The 16,576-nt window shown below is 55.3% G+C and carries 15 protein-coding genes and 1 riboswitch; of the genes, 4 read left to right on the top strand and 11 right to left on the bottom strand.

From position 1 onward, the window contains the following. Nucleotides 1–8: 8 nt before the first annotated feature. Together AC1MKH_RS09350 and AC1MKH_RS09345 are read right to left on the bottom strand one after the other, a co-directional pair. A complete protein-coding gene (locus tag AC1MKH_RS09350; RefSeq protein WP_276220355.1) occupies nt 9–1,067 on the bottom strand; it encodes a putative urea ABC transporter substrate-binding protein in 1,059 nt (352 codons plus the stop codon). A 58-nt stretch (nt 1,068–1,125) separates the two neighbouring features. Next, nucleotides 1,126–1,224, bottom strand: a riboswitch (guanidine-I (ykkC/yxkD leader). Nucleotides 1,225–1,412: 188 nt separating this feature from the next. Next, nucleotides 1,413–2,513, bottom strand: coding sequence for an alkene reductase (locus AC1MKH_RS09345; RefSeq protein ID WP_276220281.1), 1,101 nt, complete (start codon nt 2,511–2,513; stop codon nt 1,413–1,415). Nucleotides 2,514–2,773: 260 nt separating this feature from the next. Between AC1MKH_RS09345 and AC1MKH_RS09340 the strand changes: the two genes are divergently transcribed. The 4 genes from AC1MKH_RS09340 to AC1MKH_RS09325 all read left to right on the top strand — a co-directional run bounded on the left by AC1MKH_RS09340 (nt 2,774) and on the right by AC1MKH_RS09325 (nt 7,169). Then, nucleotides 2,774–4,900 carry a TonB-dependent receptor gene (locus tag AC1MKH_RS09340; RefSeq protein WP_276220282.1) on the top strand — a complete coding sequence of 709 codons (2,127 nt, stop codon included), beginning with the start codon at nt 2,774–2,776 and terminating at the stop codon, nt 4,898–4,900. 9 nt (nt 4,901–4,909) lie between these two features. Beyond that, nucleotides 4,910–5,920 carry an ABC transporter substrate-binding protein gene (locus tag AC1MKH_RS09335; RefSeq protein ID WP_276220283.1) on the top strand — a complete coding sequence of 337 codons (1,011 nt, stop codon included), beginning with the start codon at nt 4,910–4,912 and terminating at the stop codon, nt 5,918–5,920. A gap of 103 nt (nt 5,921–6,023) precedes the next feature. Further along, a complete protein-coding gene (locus AC1MKH_RS09330; RefSeq protein WP_015964967.1) occupies nt 6,024–6,341 on the top strand; it encodes a putative quinol monooxygenase in 318 nt (105 codons plus the stop codon). A 393-nt stretch (nt 6,342–6,734) separates the two neighbouring features. Next, entirely contained in the window at nt 6,735–7,169 is a 435-nt protein-coding gene (locus AC1MKH_RS09325; RefSeq protein ID WP_276220284.1) for a universal stress protein, read from the top strand. A gap of 44 nt (nt 7,170–7,213) precedes the next feature. On the opposite strand, the gene AC1MKH_RS09320 is transcribed toward AC1MKH_RS09325, so the two are convergent. The 9 genes from AC1MKH_RS09320 to puuR form a co-directional block, all read right to left on the bottom strand. Next, nucleotides 7,214–8,002 carry an ABC transporter ATP-binding protein gene (locus AC1MKH_RS09320; RefSeq protein ID WP_276220285.1) on the bottom strand — a complete coding sequence of 263 codons (789 nt, stop codon included), beginning with the start codon at nt 8,000–8,002 and terminating at the stop codon, nt 7,214–7,216. Continuing rightward, nucleotides 8,002–8,772 (bottom strand): ABC transporter permease, encoded by a 771-nt coding sequence (locus tag AC1MKH_RS09315; RefSeq protein ID WP_276220286.1) that lies wholly within the window; start codon nt 8,770–8,772, stop codon nt 8,002–8,004. The genes AC1MKH_RS09320 and AC1MKH_RS09315 overlap by 1 nt, the downstream gene beginning before the upstream one ends. Continuing rightward, nucleotides 8,769–9,776 (bottom strand): taurine ABC transporter substrate-binding protein, encoded by a 1,008-nt coding sequence (locus AC1MKH_RS09310; RefSeq protein WP_276220287.1) that lies wholly within the window; start codon nt 9,774–9,776, stop codon nt 8,769–8,771. Before AC1MKH_RS09310 ends, AC1MKH_RS09315 begins: the two co-directional genes overlap by 4 nt. A gap of 33 nt (nt 9,777–9,809) precedes the next feature. Beyond that, the gene (gene cuyB / locus AC1MKH_RS09305; protein WP_276220288.1) at nt 9,810–10,526 is read right to left on the bottom strand and encodes a cysteate racemase; all 717 of its coding nucleotides are present in this window, start codon (nt 10,524–10,526) and stop codon (nt 9,810–9,812) included. Continuing rightward, nucleotides 10,523–11,536: a D-cysteate sulfo-lyase gene (gene cuyA / locus AC1MKH_RS09300; protein WP_276220289.1), complete on the bottom strand. Its 1,014-nt coding sequence runs from the start codon at nt 11,534–11,536 to the stop codon at nt 10,523–10,525. The genes cuyB and cuyA overlap by 4 nt, the downstream gene beginning before the upstream one ends. Before the next feature lie 231 nt (nt 11,537–11,767). Further along, nucleotides 11,768–13,033: a 4-aminobutyrate transaminase gene (puuE, locus tag AC1MKH_RS09295; RefSeq protein WP_276220290.1), complete on the bottom strand. Its 1,266-nt coding sequence runs from the start codon at nt 13,031–13,033 to the stop codon at nt 11,768–11,770. A 37-nt stretch (nt 13,034–13,070) separates the two neighbouring features. After that, complete coding sequence (gene puuB, locus AC1MKH_RS09290; protein WP_130216082.1) at nt 13,071–14,351, bottom strand: gamma-glutamylputrescine oxidase; 1,281 nt, start codon at nt 14,349–14,351, stop codon at nt 13,071–13,073. A gap of 1 nt (nt 14,352) precedes the next feature. After that, complete coding sequence (puuC, locus tag AC1MKH_RS09285) at nt 14,353–15,840, bottom strand: aldehyde dehydrogenase PuuC (RefSeq protein WP_276220291.1); 1,488 nt, start codon at nt 15,838–15,840, stop codon at nt 14,353–14,355. Nucleotides 15,841–16,004: 164 nt separating this feature from the next. Continuing rightward, a complete protein-coding gene (gene puuR, locus AC1MKH_RS09280; protein ID WP_253896867.1) occupies nt 16,005–16,562 on the bottom strand; it encodes an HTH-type transcriptional regulator PuuR in 558 nt (185 codons plus the stop codon). Between the last annotated feature and the right edge of the window lie 14 nt (nt 16,563–16,576).

Here is a 16,576-nt window from a genome sequence, read left to right as displayed (position 1 = left end):
GTCAATTATCACAGTTGGCCTGCAACGGCCATCTTCAGATAGCGGTCATCAAAGCGCAGTTTGGTGTTAGCGGTATCGCCTGAGGTGGCATTACCAGGGAACGCCATGCCGATGAAATCGGCGCTCGCCGCGCCTTCGCCCAATAAACCTTTGTCAAAAGAGAACTGCGCCACGCGCTGCATGGTTTTTGCAAGCTCAGGTGCGGTGATGAAAGCCAGCGCATCGGCGGGCGTCCAGAAGAGATGGGTGGTTTTGAGTTGTGCCTGATAACCGGCGAGATCGGTGCCAGAATCGGCCGCCATTGCGCTGAGAGCCTGCTTATCGCCCGCCTGCATTTTTGCCATCATTTCAAACCATGCGCCGGTCAAGGCTTTACCCAGCGCCGGGTTGTCATGCAGGGTTTCACTGTTCACCACCAGCATGTCAATCAGTTCACCCGGCACCTGCGAAGAGCTAAACACTTCCGTGGTTTGCGGCGTTTGCTTAATCACGGAAAGCTGCGGATTCCACGCCACGGCAGCGCGCACGTTAGCGGTAGAAAATGCCGAGACGATATCCGCATCCGAGGTGTTGACCACCTTCACGTCTCGCTCCGCCAGCCCCGCTTTTTCCAGCCCGCGCACCAGCAGGTAATGGGAAACCGATAGCTCAGGGAGATACACCGACAGGCCTTTCAGGTCGCTGAGCTTTTTATCCGCACCTTTCAGCACCACACCGTCATTGCCGTCAGAGTAGCTACCGGTAATCAGCGCCGTGGTATCAACGCCGCCTGCGGCGGGAATCGTCAGCGCATCCATGTTGGTCATGGTGCAGCCGTCAAACTGGCCCGCGGTGTACTGATTTATGGATTCGATGTAATCGTTAAGCTGGACGATATTGATTTTGATGCCATATTTGCTGGCCCATTTATCAATGATTTTTTCGTTGCTGATGGTGCCCCAGGGCATCCAGCCTGCGTAGATTGTCCAGCAGATATTGAACTCTTTTTTGACGGCGGCAAATGAGGGGGCGCAGGCGAACAGCGCAAGCGTTAGAGCAAGTGAGCGAACAAACGGCAATCTCTTCATCATGGACCTCGGTTTGGCACAAAAAAGTGGGGGCAGCGCGACACCCTATGGTGCTGCTGTCTCCCGGGCTTTTGTCCCGCCGTGTAACCTCGTCGAGGTCGCCAGCTCTCGGACCTGACGCTCACCTTCGTGAACCGGAACCCTAGCCAGCCATTGATGCCAGATTGTCTTACGCTGCCTTCTGCCTGTGATGCTGCAATCCGCATGCCAGAAAAAAAGGGGCGTTAAATCAGCAAGATGGGATATTTATAATGTTAGCAACACCAGTTTGGGGAACCAAAGCGGTGCATTGCATGGATTTGGGGCGTAATGAAATACCCCGCGCGGGAAAGCGCGGGGAAATGTTTATGCAGAGTAAGTCGGGTAGTCGATATAGCCGTGCTGGTCGCCACCGTAAAGCGTCAGCCGTGCGTCGGCGTCAAATCCTTCCAGCGGCCAGCCGCGACGGAATCGGGTTGCCAGATCCGGGTTGGTGACATACGGCGTGCCAAAGGCAAACAGGTCGGCATAGCCTTTATCCAGCATCTGCTGGGCGCTTTCTGGCGTCAGTTTCCCGGCAACCATGACCGGCAAATCACACACTTTACGCACCTGCTGACGGAACGTTTCCGGCACCTCAACATGACGGGAAATATTCTCCGAGAAGTGCACGTAGGCAAGCTTCATTGGCGTCATTTTTTCCAGCGCTTTCAGCACCACTTCCACAATTTCCGGGTCGCTTTCGGCAAACCCTTCCATGACGTGCGGCGACACGCGCACCGCAACGCGATGTCCGCCAATTTCATCGCTCACCGCCTGTAAGGTTTCCAGCAGGAAACGCATCCGGTTTTCCTGACTGCCGCCGTACTGGTCGGTACGCTGATTGCTGGAAGTGCGCAGGAAAGTATCAAATAAATAACCGTGGGCCGCGTGGATCTCTACACCATCGAAGCCCGCTTCCAGCGCATTACGAGCCGCCTGCACAAAGTCAGCAATGGTGTTATCGATATCCTGCTGGGTCATGGCGCGCGGCATTTGCGTTTCAATCATGCCAAAGCCGCCTTCCGGCAGCGGGCCAAATACCTGGTCCGGATCTTTCAGTGCAGAAGCTGAGACCGGCTGCTCGCCCGCGATGCTCGAATGGCTACGACGCCCGACGTGCCAGAGCTGAACAAAGACTTTGCTGCCCGCAGCGTGGATAGCCTGAGTGACTTTTTTCCAGCCGTCGATATGCGCTTGCGTATAGATGCCCGGCGTCATGGAGTAACCCCGCGCCACGGCAGAAATGGGCGTTCCTTCGGTGATGATCAATCCGGCATCGGCGCGCTGCTGATAGTAGGTCGCCATCATCGCATTCGGCACATCGCCCGGCTGAGAGGTGCGGGAACGGGTCATCGGCGCCATCGCAATGCGGTTCGCAAGCGTTGTGTCGCCAAAAGCAAAGGAATCGAATATTGAGTCAGACATTGAGGTTCTCCCGGTTAATGTCACTGACGGCAGGATAACGCTGCTGTCGCATTGCATTAAGGGGCATAGCGGCAAATGATTTTTGCGATTTAAGCAAAGATAAGCGGCTACCCCTCAGGGATTATTCATTCGTTATATATTGACATATATAGCGAATGGCGCGCATTCTATTCATCACACAAATAATTCCAGACTGTTCCCTGACGACGACGGCGGTGCGCTTGCCCGCTCCATTCTGAACTTTTGCTTTAAAGATGATTATGTTTGATAAAAAAATCGCCCCTCTCGCGACGGGCTTATTGACGTTTTCCTGCCTGAGCCTGGCACAAACCCCTCACGCAGAAGATACCATGGTGGTGTCTGCCACCAACGCCCCGGCAAGCCTGGAACAAGAACCCCCCGCCGCTGAAAAGCAGGCCACGCTCGGCAACCTTGGCAAGCGCGAATTGATTGATGTGCCGTGGAACGTACAGACACTCTCCTCTCCCGTCATTGAACAGCAGCAGTTGAAAAGTGTGAAAGATGTCTATCGCTATATGCCTTCAGTGCAGGGCGATGGCGTGCGCCCGCAAACGCGTGGGATGCAGGGCAGCGTGGTACAAAACAGTATGATTGACGGCCTGAATGCTGTCTCCACCACGGAATACCCGGCTGAGCAATTTCAGCGCGTGGAAGTGCTGAGCGGGCTGGCCGGTTCACTCTATGGGCCCGCCAACCCGGCGGGGATGTTCAACCTGGTCAGCAAACGTCCGACCGATACGCCTTTACATCGCGTGACGATTGGCGGCGGAACCGGCAGCGGCGCGTTAACCTCGATGGACTTTAGCGGCCCGATTGACGACGGCGACCGGGTAAAATATCGCCTGAATATGTTGAATGAAGACGGGCGCGGCTATACGGCAGGAAGTCATAAACGTCGTCAATATGTTGGCCTGGGTCTGGACTTCCAGCTCAGCGATAAAACGGTGCTGGAGAGCAATTTCAGTTACTACCACTATTACGACAAGGGCTTGCCGGGTAATTTTGCCCTCGCCAAAGGGGTGCATTTCCCGTCGGCATTTAACCCCACCGACAGCAAGTATGGTCAGTCCTATGCCGGGAACGATGACGAGACCACCACCGCCAGCATGCACCTGAAGCATGACTTTGACGGCAACTGGCTACTGGATGTCGGCGTGCTGCGTCAGATAGCGGATCGCGAATCCACGACCGTGACCAATACGCTCACGGATAATCACGGTCACTACACCACCACCACGGCCAACTCCGCCGCCAGTCGTTTCACCATCAACAGCTATATGGCGAACCTGAGCGGTAGCGTTGATACGGGCTGGTTAACTCAGGATATCACCACCGGTGTGCGCGGCTTCGTGTGGAAAAACTTCAACCCGGTCGCCGGGGGCAATTTCACGCTGGGTCAATCCTCGCTGAGTGAAAATCCGACCTTCCCTCGCCCGCCGTACCCTGATTTTAACCATCGCTATCACTCCGCCAGCACCACACAGCACGCTTTCCTGCTGAGTGACACCCTGCACTTCACGCCCCAGTGGAGCCTGCTGCTCTCCGGCAGTGAAAACCTGTTTACCGTCAGCAACTACAACAAAACCGGGAAACAGACCAGCGACAAAAAAGACCAGGGCGGCAGCGGCTCCGTCAGTCTGATGTATAAACCCATCGACAATATCACCCTCTACACCACCTGGGCGGATAGCATGCAACAAGGCGATACGGCCCCAGCCGGGGCGGAAAATGCCGGGCAGATCCTCGACCCGTATCGTAGCCATCAGGTTGAAGCGGGCGTGAAATACGCGCCAGTCAAAGATCTGCTGCTCTCGGCTGCGATCTTCGAAGCCAAACGTCCCTTCGCGTATACCAATGAAGCGGGTGAGTTTGCGCAGGATGGCAAACAGAAAAACCGTGGGCTGGAGCTGATGGCAGACGGCCACGTCACGCCCAATCTACGCCTGTTTGGCGGTACCACCTGGCTTGATCCTAAACTGCACGACACCTCCGATGAAAGCGCGGATGGCAAACGGGTAGTCGGCCTGCCGCGCTTCACCGCCAATATGCTGGCGATTTACAGCATTGAGCAGGTGAAAGGGCTGGATGTGGATACCAACGTGCATTATGTCGGACGCCGGGCGACCGATAACGCGAACGACAGTTGGGTGGGCAGTTATACCACCGTGGATGTCGGCAGCAGTTACGCGACGCGCCTGTTTGGCACGCCGACTACTTTCCGCTTCGATATTACTAACGTCACCAATCGCCACTACTGGACCAATATTGTCCCTGGCGCGTTGACGGGGTATACCGGCGCGGGCACCGCCAGCGCACAGCTGGGCGCACCGCGACAGGCACAGCTGTCTATGCAGATCGATTTCTAAGGAGTCTGAATGAAACGACGTCATGCCTGGGCGCTCTGCGCCTGGCTGGCCTTCCCCGTTCTGGCTAACCGCCAGGCGGTGGATGACGCCGGAAACACCGTCACCCTTCCCGACCAGGTGCATGCCATCGCCGACGGCTGGTTTGCCCATCACTCGGTATTGATGACGCTGGGCGCAGGCAAGCAGATTGTTGCCACCGTAAACCATCCCAAAAGCCAGCCGTGGATGTTTAAAATTAATCCTTCGCTGAATCAGGCGTTGCAGGTCCATGGCACCACCTTTAACCCGGAAAGCCTGATTGCCCGCAAAGTGGATGTGCTGTTTGTCGCTAAGGGCAACGCCGATTTATCGGTTTATCGCCAGGCCGCCATCCCGACGCTGGCGATGGCGTTTACCGATTATCCCTCGCTCATGACGTCCGTTAGCAACACAGCAACGGCTCTTGGCAACGAAAGCGCCCGGACGCGCGCCGCCGCGTACAACCATTATCTGACCGATACGCTGGCCGCGATTGCAGCGAAAACCGCCAAACTTACCGACGCGCAACGTCCACGCGTACTGCATATTCAGTCGTTTAACCCCTTAAAAGTGGACGGTAGCAATACACTTATCGATACCTGGATAAACCTAGCGGGCGGGCGTAATGTCGCGGCAGAGATAAAGGGCAATATGAAGGAGGTTTCGCCGGAGAAAGTGCTTCTCTGGCAGCCTGAGATCATCATTATTGGCGCGGGCGCAGGTGATATTGCTCATTCCCGCTATGCGCAGCTTTTTGCCGATGTGAAGGCCGTCAAAAGGGGTAACGTCTGGCAGAATCCGGCGGGCGTTTTCCCGTGGGATCGCTACGGTACTGAAAGCGCACTGCAACTTCAGTGGGCGGCGATGAAACTGCACCCTGAGCTATTTCCTGAAATCGACATGGTGGCGAGAACGCGAGCGTTCTATCAACATTTCTTTGATTACCCTCTGAGCACCGCCGAGGCACAGCGGATCCTTCACGCCTTGCCGCCGGAGAATTAAATCTGGCGCATTCAGGCGGCGAGCTGTGCTGGCACAACCGTCATTTCACCACTACGCTCAATGATTGGGCTTTTAAAAACATTGATAACAAAAGGATATCACTATGAGTGAAGTGAAAATTGTCGCCACCCTGACCCCGCGCAAAGAGTATGTCGATACCATCCGCACCGCCGCGCAGGCGATGGTTGGCCCAACGCAGCTGGAAGCGGGTTGCCTGCAATATGATTTGCACGAAAGCCGCGCCATTCCGGACGTGCGTAATCTGGCGGTGGAAGGCGCGGTGTCATTTGTGTTTATTGAGCGCTGGAAGTCTGAGGACGATTTGAAAAAACACGTCGCCATGCCGTATCACGATGACTTTCTGGAAATATTAGACGGCAAGCTGGACAACATTAGCGTTCAGCGGCTGAACAAGCTGTAGGACTGTGCCATAACGCCTGATGCGCTTCGCTTATCAGGCCTACGGGATCTTCAGCCCTTGTAGGCCGGGCAAGCGCAGCGCCCCCGGCAAGAAGACGGCGCAGATGCCTGATGCGCTTCGCTTATCAGGCCTACCGGATCTTCAACCCTTGTAGGCCGGGCAAGCGCAGCGCCCCCGGCAAGAAGATGGCGCAGATGCCTGATGCGCTTCGCTTATCAGGCCTACCGGATCTTCAGCCTTGTAGGCCGGGCAAGCGCCAGTCACAAACTGTAAATTAACCATCTGATTTGTCGATATTTCTTAATCAGTGACCGCGCTCGCTGGCCCCTTCATGCGTTGTTATCCACAATAAAGATTGTTTCAGCAAATGATTGATATGAAGGGATTTCAACTATGTATAAAACGATTCTGGTTCCTGTTGATGTCTTTGAGTCCGACCTCGCCGACAACGCCTTAGCACACGCGCAATATCTGGCCGAGAAAGCCGGCGGTGATATTCATCTTCTGCATGTGCTGCCGGAATTCTCACCGATGCTCACGCGTGGTTTTATCGCCGACGCGAAGAAAATGCAGCAGTACCTGCAGTGCGCCAGCGAAGAGAAAATGGCCCAGCTGGCAAGAAGTCTCTCATTTCCACAGAACCGTATTCATCACCATATTCGTAACGGGAAAGTGCGTGACGCCGTCGCGACGCTGGCGGATGAGCTGAAAGCGGATGTGGTGGTGATTGGTTCGCGCAATCCGGCAAAGCAGTCGCATCTGCTGGGGTCTGAAGCCTCGGGGATCTTACGCCATGCACGCGTGCCGGTGTTTGTGATTCGCCTGTAAAGACATACGGGAGAATGAGCCTGCATGCGCAGGCTCAGAGGAGATCACTGAAGCGAGGCCGCCATATGTCGCTTTGCTTCCGTGCGCACTCGATGCAGAACACGGTGTTTAATTTCATTGTACTGCGGGTGTTCTGCCAGCGTTTCGATATTCCTCTCGCGGGTAAACGGCAACACAATCTCTTCGACAATTCGCCCCGGCTTGGCCGACATGACCAGAATACGGTCAGCCAGAAACAGCGCCTCTTCCACATCGTGAGTGACAAACAATAACGTCGTTTCCGTTTTCAGCCAGGCGTCGCGGAGCAGTTCCTGCATCATTAATCGCGTTTGTGCATCCAGCGCACCAAAGGGTTCGTCCAGTAACAAAACGTCCGGCTCAGGCAGCCAGGCGCGAGCCAACGCGACACGTTGCTTCATCCCACCAGAAAGCTGCCAGGGCGCATGATGCTCAAACCCCTTTAATCCCACGCGGGATAGCCAGTTGATCGCCTGATTATTCACGTCCTCTTTATTATATTTACCTAAACGCGGGCCAAAGGTGACGTTTTCCAGCACAGACAGCCACGGGAACAAGTTTGCCTGCTGAAAGATCATGCCGCGATCCGGACCCGGTTGCGTCACCTTTTTCCCCGCGGCTTTCACCGTACCTTTATCAGGACGAGTAAACCCCGCAACCAGATTAAGAATGGTCGATTTCCCACAGCCTGATGGCCCCAGCAATACCACAAACTCCCCTTTTTTCAGGGTGAGGGAGATATCGTCAAGAACCGTGACAGGATTCGGCCTGGCCGCAAAGGCAAGTGACACGTTTTCAAGTGAGATAGAACTCATTATTCTTTCCCCGCCCAGGGAACAGCCACGCGCTGCAACCCCAGGATCAATAAATCGAGCAGATATCCAATCCCGCCCAACAGCAGAATACCCAGCATGACAATATCCGTGCGCAGATAGGCGCTGGCGTTCACTACCATCCAGCCAAGCCCTGAACTGGCAGCCACCATTTCCGCCGCAATCAGCGACGTCCAGCCAATACCAATCGAGAGCCTGACCGTGGTAAAAAGATCCGGCAGCGCATCAGGCAATACCACACGCATAAAGATCTGCCGACGCGTCGCGCCCAGCGTTTGTGCCACGCGAATTCGCGAGCGCCCAATTCGCTCTACGGCGGCCGACGCGCCGACAACTACACTCAAAAACGTCGCGATAAATATCAAAAAGAATTTTGACGACTCGCCAATTCCCAGCCACACCACTGCCAGCGGAATCAGCGCGATTTTGGGCAACGGACGGAGAAACTGCACAAACGGGTTAAGGACGGCAGCCAGCGTGTCTGAAAGACCCATCAATAATCCCAGCGGGATGCCAATCGCAATAGCCAGCGCAAAGGCGCTCAATGCGCGGGCCAGACTGACAGCGATATGTTGCCACAGCGGTACCTGCCGATAGCCATCTTCAAGTAACTCACGCGCGGTTAAACCAATATCCGTCAGCGAGGGGAGCAGCAGTGGGTCCACCCACTGCCTTGTCGCCGCCGTTTGCCAGAGCAAAAAGAAAACCGCCACCGATACCACGCTGATAGCGATATGTTGACTCAATTTCATTGTCCGGACACCGCCGCATCTTGAATGTAGTGGGCATTGATGGCGCTGTTCCAGTTTGTCGGGATATCGCGCTGCCGGATTTCACCAATTCCGGCAAGGAAGTTCGCCGTTTTGCTCAGCGCTTTTCCAATACCGCTATCGCTGGTATCCGTACCGTTCCCCAACCAGGATGGCGTACTCTGCTCAGCTAATGTCGGATATTCCAGACCATTCAGTGTGTTAGCCGCCGTCGTTTGCGGCGCGCCGACTTCTTTTGCAACAATCGCGGAAGCGCGTTCCGGATCCTTTTTGAACTCGTTGACTTTTTCCTGATGCACGCGCAGGAAGGCGGTTACCACCTGGGGATATTGTTCCGCAAAGGACTTACGGACAACATAGTTGTTGTAAATGAGATAGCCTGCTTTTTGCAGTTCTTTAGTGGCAAAGACCTGATGGCCCCCTGCTGATTCCAGCTCCTGCGCAAAAGGCGCCCATACATAACCCGCATCAATATCGCCACGTTTCCACGCCGCCACCATCTCTGCCGGACGTAACGGCAGCAGAGTTATTTTGCTACGATCCAGTTTATTAACGGTGATCGCGGCTTCCAGCGCATATTGCGCGGTGGAGTTTGGCGGATACGCCACGCGTTTGCCTTCGATATCCTTAATTCCGTTAATCCCCTCTTTACCAATCAACCGCTCATAGCTGGCAATGACGCCGGAAACACCAATAATTTCGACCGGCAGTTTTCTTACAATACCTGCGGTTGCCGGGCTGGATCCGAAGTTGGCAATATCAATCGCATTGCTGGCGAAGTAGGTTAAAGCATCAGCTCCTGACGCAAATTGCACCCACTTCACTTTACTGTTTAATGCTTTATCCAGTGACCCGTCAGCTTTTGCCAGCATTAAAACCTGGGAGCCACCGCTATACGCGATGCGCACTTCAGACGGCGTGTCGGCAAACGCACTGTTAACCCAGAAACTGCCTGCTGCGAGTAAAAAAACCAGACTTTTTTTCATGTTGTCTCTCTGTATTATTCTGTGTGAAATCATTTAAATAATGTGATCATTACGCCGTGATAACCAAAGGCTTGCGCACTGCTTCGCCAGCGCCTCGGCAGGATCAATTGCCTCGTTAAGGAAGGGCGAAGAAACAGCCGCTAACGCCACAGGGACTTCAGTACAGGCCAGCACCAGTTTCTCAGCACCACGTTCACGCAGCGCCCGCGCCTGCAACGTCAGCAACTCGCCTCCCTGCTGCAAATCGCCGCGTTTCACCGCATAGCAACCCGGAACAAACCAGCGCGCAATTTCATCCTGGGTCGGGAGCAGGCTTTGCGTGCCAATGGTCGCGAATCGTTGTTGAAACCAACCTGCATCAAGCGTTCCCTGTGTTGCGATGAGTCCCACTTTTTTCGGCTTATCCTCTATCACCTCAAGTGTGGCATCCGCGATATGCAGCATCAGCGCCTGACTTTCTTGTTTTAACGCGTCGTACCAGTGATGCGCGGTGTTACAGGCGATAACAATATGGCTAACACCCAACCGGTTAAGCTGCTTTACACCGTGCAGCAGTTGCGGAAGCGGCGACGGCCCTTCTCCGGCCAGCGCACGCTGACGATCGGCAATTTGCGGCACATTCCACACCACATGAGGAATTTGCTGCTGATCGTTACTGGCAGGCGTAGCGCGCAGAAGCTTATGCATAAAATCGACGGTGGCTAATGGACCCATCCCACCCAGCACACCTAATAAAAAGGGGCGGCTCATGGGGCGAGCGAGTCGGTGATCGCCTGGCGATAGCCAAACAGGCCCGCGGAACCGCCGGTGTGGATGAAGACCACATTTTCACCCTTACGGAAAGCGCCTTCACGAATCAGACCAATCAGCCCGGCGAATCCCTTTCCGGAATAAACCGGATCGAGCAAAATACCTTCATGCTGTGCCAACAGTTGCAGAGCTTCCAGCATGGATGACGTCGGCAGGCCATACCCTTCACCAACATAGTCACTGTTAGCCTTGACGCTTTCGCGCGGCAGCTCGCCCTCGACACCCAACAGTTCCAGCGTTTGCTGGGCCAGGCGCCAGACGTTTTGCTCCTGTTTCTCACGCGGCGCACGCACGCTAATACCGAGTAACGGAATACCGCTGTTGGAGGCGTGAAGACCAGCGACTAATCCTGCCTGCGTACCCGCACTTCCCGTGGCATGAACGATATGGTCGATTCTCAGGCGTTGCTGGCTGGACTGCCACAGCAGCTCCTGTGCGCAGGCTACATAACCCAAAGCGCCGACAGGATTCGAGCCGCCCCCGGGGATCACATACGGTTTGAATCCCTGCGAACGTAGCGTTTCTGCGTGATGCTCCATCGCCTGCTGCATATCGGTTCCGGCTGGCAGGTGCGCAATAATTTCGCCGCCCAACAGACCATCAAGCAAAATATTGCCAGAGTGCTGGTAGTCATCGCCGAGTGTGGTCACGCGCTGCTCAAGGAAAATATGTGTTTTGAGGCCAATTTTTGCCGCTGCGGCTACAGTCTGTCGCACATGATTCGATTGGGTTGCGCCCTGAGTGATAATAACGTCGGCCTGTTTTTCCTGCGCATCGCCAAGTAAAAACTCAAGTTTGCGGGTTTTATTTCCCCCTGTCGCAAGGCCAGTGCAATCGTCGCGCTTGATCCAAATATTCGGACCGCCGAGCAATTGAGAGAGCTGGGTTAACGGTTCTAATGGCGTGGGGAAATGACCGAACGAGAGCCGGGGAAATCGAGCGAGATGCATAAATATAACTCCTGTAAAATAGTCGCTAAACGCTTATCACGCGAATTAGCAAGAACACAGGAATGACTATATTGAACAATTAAGAACGGGCTAACCAAGTTTTTCGGCTATCGATATGAGCAGGCAGCATAAGAGAAAGGACGAAGAGCGTTATTCTGAAAAATAGTTAATTTAAATTATTATTACTGTATTTATAGCAGGCTGCACAATTGCAGCCCGCTGTTATTGCAATTAATCTCTCAGCGCATCCTGCAAAATTTTCATTGCCGCATCGAACTGCGCATCCGGGATGGTCAGCGGATACAGGAAACGAATCACGTTGCCGTACGCGCCGCAGGTCAGTAGTAGCAGCCCCTGCGCCAGCGCGCGTTGCTGAATTTTCTGTGCAATGGCGGCTGACGGTTCGCCCGTTTGCGGGTCGTTAAACTCAGCCGCAATCATCGACCCCAGACCGCGTACCGCCGCGATGGCCGGAACGGTTTCTTTGGCATCAATCAGCGTTTGCGTCAGGCGCTGGCCCAGTTGATTCGCGCGTTCGCAAAGGGATTCTTTGTCGATAATGTTGAGCACCGCATGCGCGGCAGCCACCGCCAGCGGGTTACCGGCGTAGGTGCCGCCAAGTCCGCCCGGCGCGGGCGCGTCCATAATGTTGGCATTACCGACCACGCCCGAAAGCGGCATCCCGCCCGCGAGGCTTTTCGCCATGGTCATTAAATCCGGCTTATCGGCGTAGTGATCCATGGCAAACAGTTTACCGGTACGCGCAAAACCGCTTTGCACTTCATCAGCAATCATCACAATACCGTGCTCGTCGCACAGACGGCGAATCGCAGAAACCAGCTCTTTTGGCGCCACGTTAAAACCGCCCTCGCCCTGCACCGGTTCGAAAATAATGGCGGCAACCTGCTTCGCTTCGATGTCTGATTTAAACAAACGCTCGATGGCATCGAGGGAATCTTGCGTCGAAATACCCTGTAAATCAGACGGATACGGCACGTGATACACCGAACCGGGGAACGGACCGAAGCCGATTTTGTACGGCGCGACTTTTCCGGTCAGCGCCATGGTCATATACGTACGACCGTGGAAGCCGCCGCTAAACGCAATCACGCCAGGGCGTCCGGTATGGGCGCGGGCGATTTTCACCGCGTTCTCAACCGCTTCCGCGCCGGTGGTGAAGAACGCGGTTTTAGCCTGCCCGCACACCGGGGCCAGGGCGTTGATTTTCTCCGCCAGCGTGACGTAGCTTTCGTACGGCACAATCTGGTACGCGGTGTGGGTAAACTGTTGCAGCTGTTGTTCTACTGCCGCGACCAACTCCGGGTGGCGGTGGCCGGTATTCAGCACCGCAATGCCTGCGGCGAAATCGATGTACTCGTTGCCCTCAACATCCTTCAGCGTGGCGTTTTCTGCCGACTGGGCGAAGAAGTTACACATCACGCCAACCCCGCGCGGGGTGGCAGAAAGACGACGCTGATGGAATTCATTGTTGCTCATGTTTCACACCTTTTGACTCTTCACGGTTAATCGGAAATTAAACGCCCAGACGATCGCGCAGGCTGTAATAAGCCGCGCCCATCGCGGTAAACGGCACGCGGAGCGTACGCCCGCCGGGGAACGGGTAATGCGGCAGATTGGCGAAGGCGTCGAAACGCTCGGCGTCACCGCGCAGCAGTTCGGCAATCAAGCGCCCGGCGAGATGGGTACAGGTGACGCCGTGGCCGCTGTAGCCCTGCATGTAATAGATGTTGGTATCAAGGCGACCAAACTGCGGCATCCGTGACAGGGTCAGCAGGAAGTTGCCCGTCCAGCGGTAATCAATTTTCACGCCCTTTAGCTGCGGGAAGGTTTTCAACAGTTTCGGCACCACAAGACGCTCAACGTCATCCGGGTCGCGCGCGCCGTAGACCACGCCGCCGCCGTACAGCAGGCGGTTGTCGGCGGTAAGACGGTAGTAATCAAGCAGATAGTTACAGTCTTCAACGCAGTAGTTTTTCGGGATCAGCGAACGGGCTAACTCATCGGAAAGCCGTTCGGTAGTGATCACCTGCGTGCCGCACGGCATACTGCGTTTCGCCAGTTCCGGCTCCACTTTATCGCCCAGGTACGCATTCCCGGCGACAATCACATACTTCGCCGTCACCTGGCCTTTGGCAGTGCGCACCACGGCGGGCGTAGTGTGCTGGATCTGCGTCACCGCAGAAAGCTCATACACACGCCCACCGTTGAGACGAATGGCATCGGCTTCACCAATGGCAAGGTTCAGGGGGTGAATATGCCCGCCACTGTGATCCAGCAGCGCGCCGGTATAGCGATCGCTGGCGACTTCACGACGAATGGCGTTGGCATCCAGCAGCTCCAGCTGTTTATTGCCGTAGCGTTCCCAGTTCTCTTTCTGCTCTTCCAGAGTCGCGAGCTGTTTATCATTCATCGCCACAAACAGGCCGCCGGGGCGGTAGTCGCAGTCAATCTGATAACGTTTGATGCGCTCGCGAATGATCTCGCCGCCTTCAAACATCATGCTGCCGAGCATACGGGCAGTGTCCATGCCATAGCTTTTTTCGATCACGTCGATGTCGCGGCTGTAGGAGTTTACAAGCTGCCCGCCGTTGCGTCCGCTGGCGCCGAAGCCGATGCGTGAGGCTTCGAGAACCACCACGTCAAAGCCCGCTTCTGCCAGATGCAGCGCGGAGGAAAGCCCGGTATAGCCGCCGCCAACCACGCAAACATCACAGGTGATTGACTCATTCAGCGTGTCGAAAGGCGCATATTTATTCGCACTGGCGGCGTAATAACTACTGGTATGTTCGGTCATTTCAGGCCTCCAGGCTTATCCAGATGGTTTTCAGTTCGGTGAATTTTTCAAGGGCATGCAGGGATTTGTCGCGACCGTTGCCGCTCTGCTTATAGCCGCCAAACGGCACGGTCATATCGCCGTCGTTGTAGTTATTGACGAAGACGGAACCGGCTTTCAGGCGGCGGCTCATGCGGTGCGCGCGGGAGAGGTCGCGCGTCCACACCGCCGCGCCGAGCCCGTACTGGCTGTCGTTGGCAAGCTGTAGCGCCTGGTCTTCTGATGTGAAACGCGTAACCACCAGCACCGGGCCGAAAATCTCTTCGCGACTTAAGGACGCATTCGGGTCTACATCCACAAAGATGGTCGGGCCGATGGCCGCAGCCAGCTCGGCGTTACGACCATCCAGCAGCAGTTGCCCTTTGCCCTCGCCTTCACGAATAAAGCTGTGTACCGAGTCGGCGTGAGCGCAGTCGATTAAGGTGCCCATGGTGGTCGCGGGATCAAGTGGATGGCCCGGCTGCCAGTTTTGTGCCTGCTGTTTTAACAGGGCTAAGAATTCATCGGCGATGCTCTCTTCCAGCAACAAACGCGTTCCGGCGATGCACACCTGGCCCTGGTTGTAGAAGATACCTGCGGCTGTCGCGCTCGCCGCTTTTTGCAGATCCGGGCAGTCGGCGAAAACGATGTTGGCGCTTTTGCCGCCCGCTTCCAGCCAGACGCGTTTCATGTTGCTGTCGCCCGCATCTTTCAGCAGCTGTTTCCCGGTACGGGTCGATCCGGTAAAGGCGATAACATCGATATCGTTATGACGCGACAGCGCCTGCCCCGCTTCATGACCAAACCCCGTCACCACGTTCAGCACGCCATCCGGCAGACCCGCTTCTTTTGCCAGCCCGGCGAGACGAATCGCGCTAAGCGGTGATTTTTCAGACGGTTTCAGGACAACGCTGTTCCCCGCCGCCAGCGCCGGGCCGAGTTTCCAGCAGGTCAGCAGCAACGGGAAGTTCCACGGTACAATGGCGGCAATTACGCCGACCGGTTCACGCACGATCATCGCCAGGTCATGGCTACTGGTGGTCGCCACTTCGCCATACACTTTATCGATCGCTTCGGCGTACCAGCGAATGGCGCGCGCCGCGCCGGGAATATCATCACGCAGGCTGTGACGAATCGGTTTGCCGGTGTCGAGAGTTTCCAGCAGCGCCAGCTCTTCGGCGTTGGCTTCCATTAAATCGGCGAGTTTATTCAGCACTGCTTTACGTTTTGCCGGGGCGGCCTGCGACCAGTCACCGCGTTCAAATACGCTGCGCGCCGCACTCACCGCACGGTCAATATCGGCACTCTTGCCGCGCGCAATATTCGCCAGCGGTGCCTGAGTGACGGGGTCAAACGTTTCAAAGGTTTCATTTTCCGCCGCAGCGGAATATTCACCGTTAATAAATAAGCGGGTTTCAATGGCGAGACTTAACGCTTTATCCTGCCAGTAAGCCAGATGATGAAAATTCATTATGACTCCTGTTTCACGTCTATCAGATATATGCAGTTTGTGAACGTCAGGGCGCAGAGATCCCCGGGCGATGAGCCCGTTTATTTCCGGCGACATTCTTTATAGATTGCCTTTATAGCTAGCCGGGTGGCGCTTCGCTTACCCGGCTAACAAAAACAAAAAGATTAAAACGTGGTGGGGGTATGGGCGCTGATAATTCGGCAAACTCCCGCCGAGGTATTACTGAAACTGTGCGGGATGCCGGTATTAATGGCATAACTTTGCCCCGCGACGAGGTGATAATCCTGGCCATTAATGGTCAGAACAATTTCACCTTCCAGTACAGTGCCTATTTCCTCACCCTGATGCTTAATTCTCTCCCCGGTCGTGGTACCCGGCTGGTACGTTTCAAAGATCATCGCCAGCGTGCGATTCGGGTTCCCGTTATGCACCAGCTTCATCGACACACCCTGACTGCCCATTTCAATTAAGTCGTCCTGATTAATAACGACCTGCGGTTCATCAGGTTTTTCCGGCTCGGAAAAGAATTCCGAGAGTGACAGACCATACACCTTCAGCAGCTTTTGCAGCGTACTGATAGCTGGGCTGACTTTATCCTGCTCTATCGTACTGATAGCGCTGTGAGTCAGCCCGGAGAGTTCGGCGGCACGACGTTGTGAAAGTCCCTGCTGCTGGCGGATTTCCGACAAGCGTTTACCCGGTGCCAGTCCGTCATCACTCATATTTGCATTTCCTT

The organism is Pseudocitrobacter sp. CD920760 (assembly GCF_057782505.1).
Note: the sequence above shows the minus strand (reverse complement) of the source record. Positions and strands in the feature narration are given on the sequence as shown.